We start from the raw sequence: 4,561 nt of genomic DNA on the forward strand, positions 1-4,561 counted from the left end.
GGAACGGCGGGCATACGTCATCTACACATCCGGGTCGACGGGACAGCCGAAAGGCGTAGCGGTGGCGCATCGTTCGCTGACCAACCTGGCATGCTGGCACAACCGGGCATTTGAGGTGACGGAAGCGGATCGCAGCACCAAGTTTGCGGGGTTCGGCTTCGACGCATCGGTGTGGGAGGTATTCCCTTACCTGATCGCGGGCGCATCGCTCTATGTCATTCATGAAGAGATCCGGCTGGACGTCCGGGAGCTGAATGCGTACTACGAGCGTAATGGCATTACGATCAGCTTCCTTCCGACGCAATTTTGCGAGCAGTTCATGGAGCTGGATAATCGCTCGCTACGGGTGCTGCTGACGGGAGGAGACAAGCTGAAGACGTACCGGAAACGGAATTACCGGCTGGTGAACAACTATGGCCCGACGGAAAATACGGTAGTCGCGACCAGCAGTCCAGTGGAGAAGCTGGAGTGGAACTTGCCGATTGGCAGGCCGATCGACAATGTGAGGGCGTATATCGTCGGCCGTACAGGAGGGCTTCAACCGATCGGAGTACCCGGAGAGCTGTGCCTGGCTGGCGACGGGCTGGCGCAAGGCTATTTGAACTGTGAGGAGCTGATGGGCGAGAAGTTCATCGACAATCCGTTCGAGGCGGGGGGAAGGATGTATCGGACGGGCGATCTGGCCAAGTGGCTGGAGGACGGAAATATAGCGTATATGGGAAGGATCGACAGCCAGATCAAAATACGGGGCTACCGGATTGAACCAGGCGAGATCGCGCAGCGGCTGCTGGAGCATGAAGCGGTAGACGAGGCGGCGGTGGTAGCGAAGGAGCAGGCTGGAGGAGAAAAGCAGCTGGTAGCCTATATTGCAGCGCGGCAGGAATGGAGCGCAGCCGAGCTGCGCAACTGGCTGGCACAGACGCTGCCGGACTATATGATTCCGCGGCATATGGTCGCTATCGAGAAAATGCCGGTTACCGCCAACGGCAAAATCAACGAGCTCGCTCTTCCTGAGCCGAACGAAGTCTTGACGGACCTCGAACCTTATTTGCCTCCTCGCAATGAGATAGAAGCGTTATTGGTTCAGTCTTGGCAGGACGTTCTCGGGCGCGAGTCCATAGGCATCCGCGATAATTTCTTCGAGCTCGGCGGCGATTCGATCAAAGCGATTCAAATTGCGGCCCGATTAAACAGCTCTGGCTTAAAGATGGAAATTAAAGATCTGTTCCAGCAGCTCACGATTGAACAGCTTAGCGGGTTCATTAAACTAACCGTCAACAATGTTGATCAGGGAATCGTCTCAGGTCTGGTACCGCTGACACCGATTCAAGCATGGTTCTTTGAACAGGGCTTCCGCAACTGGAATCACTGGAACCAGGCCATGATGCTGTATCGTAAGAAAAGGTTCCTTCCAGAGCTGCTGCGACGGACATTAGACACGCTTGTTGAGCATCACGATGCACTGCGTATGAGCTTCGAACAGCAGCAAGCAGGTGTTGCGCAGGTTAATCGAGCGATTGAAGGCAAGCTATATTCGCTGGATGTGTACGACATGATTGACCGGAGCAGTCCAAGCGATGCCATTGCGAAGCTAGCTGCGGAATTGCACCGGGGCATTGATGTGGAGAATGGGCCGCTGGTCAAGGCGGGATTGTTCCAGACGGCAGAAGGGGATCATCTTCTGCTTGTTATCCACCACCTTGTCGTGGATGGCGTATCGTGGAGAATCTTGCTGGAGGATTTGGCGCATATATACCGAGACCTGCTGGCGCACGGAGAGCTGACAGTGCCATTGCCGGACAAAACGAATTCCTATCAGGCATGGTCTAACTATTTGCACGCTTACGCCAACAGCCCGAAATTGTTAAAGGAGCTTCCTTATTGGGAGGCGTTAAACAATCGGCCGTCGCATGCGCTTCCTCTGGACTTTGATACGGATCGCAATGAGTGGCTCGAGGCTGAAAGCGTAACAGCGCTTTTGACGGAGAAGGAGACGTTTGACTTACTCAATGGCACGCATCACGCGTACCACACTGAAATAAATGATTTGATGCTGTCGGCGTTAGGGCTCGCAATTCAGGAGTGGACCGGACAATCGCATATGCTTGTTCAAATGGAAGGACACGGCCGCGAAGAGCTGTTCGGCCCGATGGATATGAACCGGACTGTCGGATGGTTCACCTCAATGTATCCGGTTCATCTTGACTTATCGGTCTCCGGGGACTTGGGCTACCAGATCAAGTCAATGAAAGAGATGCTGCGGAACGTTCCGAATAAAGGCATTGGCTATGGCCTTCTATCTCATCTTACGGCTAAGGAGAGAAGCGCGAGCATTGCTGGAGGCATGCGTCCACAAATAAGCTTTAACTATTTAGGGCAGTTTGAATCGGTCTCACTTGGCGAATTTGATTTCTCGGTGATGCCAGCCGGAGCTGCAATGGCGACGGAGCGATCGCAATTGCTCGATTTCACGGGGGTTGTGCAGGACAAGCAATTGCGAATTCATCTGACGTATTCACCGCATCAGTTCCGCAAGTCAACGATGGCAAGCTTAATAGAATCCTATAAAAAGCATTTGCTGGACTGCGTAAAGCATTGCATGACCCGTTCTTCGACAGATCTGACACCTAGCGATTACGGAGATGCAGAGTTGACACTGGAAGAGCTCGATGCCATTGGAGAATTAATTGACTTGATTTAATACAGCAACAGACATGGAAAGAGACCACGGTTTCTTTCCATGCTGCCAGCCGAATGTGGGAGGAACTTCGTGAACAAGAAAGAGATAGACAAAATTTATCCTCTCTCCTCCATGCAGGAAGGGATGTTGTTCCATAGTTTGCTTGACAACAATGGGACTTATTTTGAGCAAATTACGATCCGGCTGACTGGCGACTTTCATGTGGAGCAGTTTGAGAAAAGCGTCCAGTATATCGTAGATCGATATGATATATTCCGCACAATATTTATTCATCAGAAAGTGCAAAAACCGCGCCAGGTCGTACTGAAGCAGCTTGCAATCAACGTTCATCACGAAGATATTCGTCATTTGTCCGTAGAACTGGCACAGCAGCATATTCGGAGATATGCATGGGAGGAACGGAAGAGAGGCTTCAGCTTATCCAAGGATGTTCTGATGCGGTTCGCTGTTTTTAGGACCAGAGAGGACCAATACGAGATTGTATGGAGTTACCACCATATACTGATGGATGGCTGGTGTACCTCGATTGTTTTGGGTGAGTTGTTTGATGTATACAGGTGTTTCGAGCAAGGACTCCCTGTTCAGTTGGAGAAGGCTATGCCTTACAGCCAATACATTCAATGGCTCAAGCATTGGGACAAGGATGAGGCGCAACTGTATTGGAATGCCTATTTGAGCGGATATGAACAGACAGCAACGCTCCCTTCGAGACGCCCTTCTGCGGCAGGAGCTGCTTATGAGAATGCCGAATTGCTGCTATCCCTTGATAAAAGCAGTACGGAAGCTTTTTTTGAATTGGCAAAAACGTTTCAAGTGACTTCCAACTGTCTATTTCAAGCGCTATGGGGCGTATTATTACAGCGTTATAACCTTACGGACGATGTTGTCTTCGGGGCGGTTGTATCCGGACGTCCGTCCAAGATTGCCGGAATTGAGAAAATGGTGGGGCTCTTTATTAATACCGTCCCCGTTCGGGTGAAGGCCAACTCCAGCAGCAGCCTAGCTTCCATTGCGCGCCAGTTGCAGGAAGATTCGCTTTTGTCGGAACGCCACGCTTACCTTTCATTGGCCGAAATTCAGGCGGGAAGTCCGCTGCAGGGCAATTTGCTTAAAACGATTGTCACTTACCAGAACTTTGGGGCAGCTTCCTTTGACGGAACAACATCGATAGGAAAGGATCTCCCCTTTGTCGTCCAGGATGTCGAGACGTTCGAACAATCCAACTATGACTTTAATCTGATGATCGTGCCGAATCAGGAGCTTATATTTAAATTTATGTTTAACAAAGCGGTATATGATGCTCCTTTTATGCACCGCATACTATCGCATTTCCGTAACCTGCTGCTTCAGGTTGCGGATAACCCTTCTATTGCACTGTGGGAGCTAAATGTTACCGGAGCCTCGGAAATCAGCGAACAACTGGAGCAGCTGACGCAAACGCGGACTGCGTATGGGAAAGAGCGGACGCTGGCGGAACTGTTCGAGGAGCAGGTGCGGCGGAATGCGGGGAAGGCGGCTCTTGTCTTCAAGGGAAGGGAGCTAAGCTACGGGGAGCTTAATGCGCTGGCCAACCGGGCGGCTCATCGCTTGCGTGAGCGCGGGGTCAGGGCAAACACAATCGTCGGGGTGCTGAGCGACAGGTCGCCGGAGATGATCGTCTCGCTGCTGGCGGTGCTGAAGGCAGGCGGGGCGTACTTGCCGATCGATCCCGAGTATCCGGAGGAGCGAATCCGGTACATGCTGACGGACAGCGGAGCCGCCTGGGTGGTGAGCCGACGGCATCTGGCGGATCGCGTGAAGCAGGATATCTCGCTGATTACGATAGAGGAGGCTGTGGCGGATGACGGCTCGCTGGATACG

2 protein-coding genes are annotated in these 4,561 nt (G+C 52.2%); both read left to right on the top strand.

Translation table 11 applies throughout. The features are described 5' to 3' along the window. Positions 1-2,701 (top strand): condensation domain-containing protein (locus WH37_RS32890; RefSeq protein ID WP_046234898.1); only part of this gene is annotated, 2,701 nt, incomplete at its 5' end. 69 nt (positions 2,702-2,770) lie between these two features. Then, positions 2,771-4,561: condensation domain-containing protein (locus WH37_RS32895; protein WP_197091412.1), on the top strand; the 1,791-nt coding region annotated here is incomplete at its 3' end.

Source organism: Paenibacillus algorifonticola, assembly GCF_000971975.1.
GTDB classification, from domain to species: domain Bacteria; phylum Bacillota; class Bacilli; order Paenibacillales; family Paenibacillaceae; genus Pristimantibacillus; species Pristimantibacillus algorifonticola.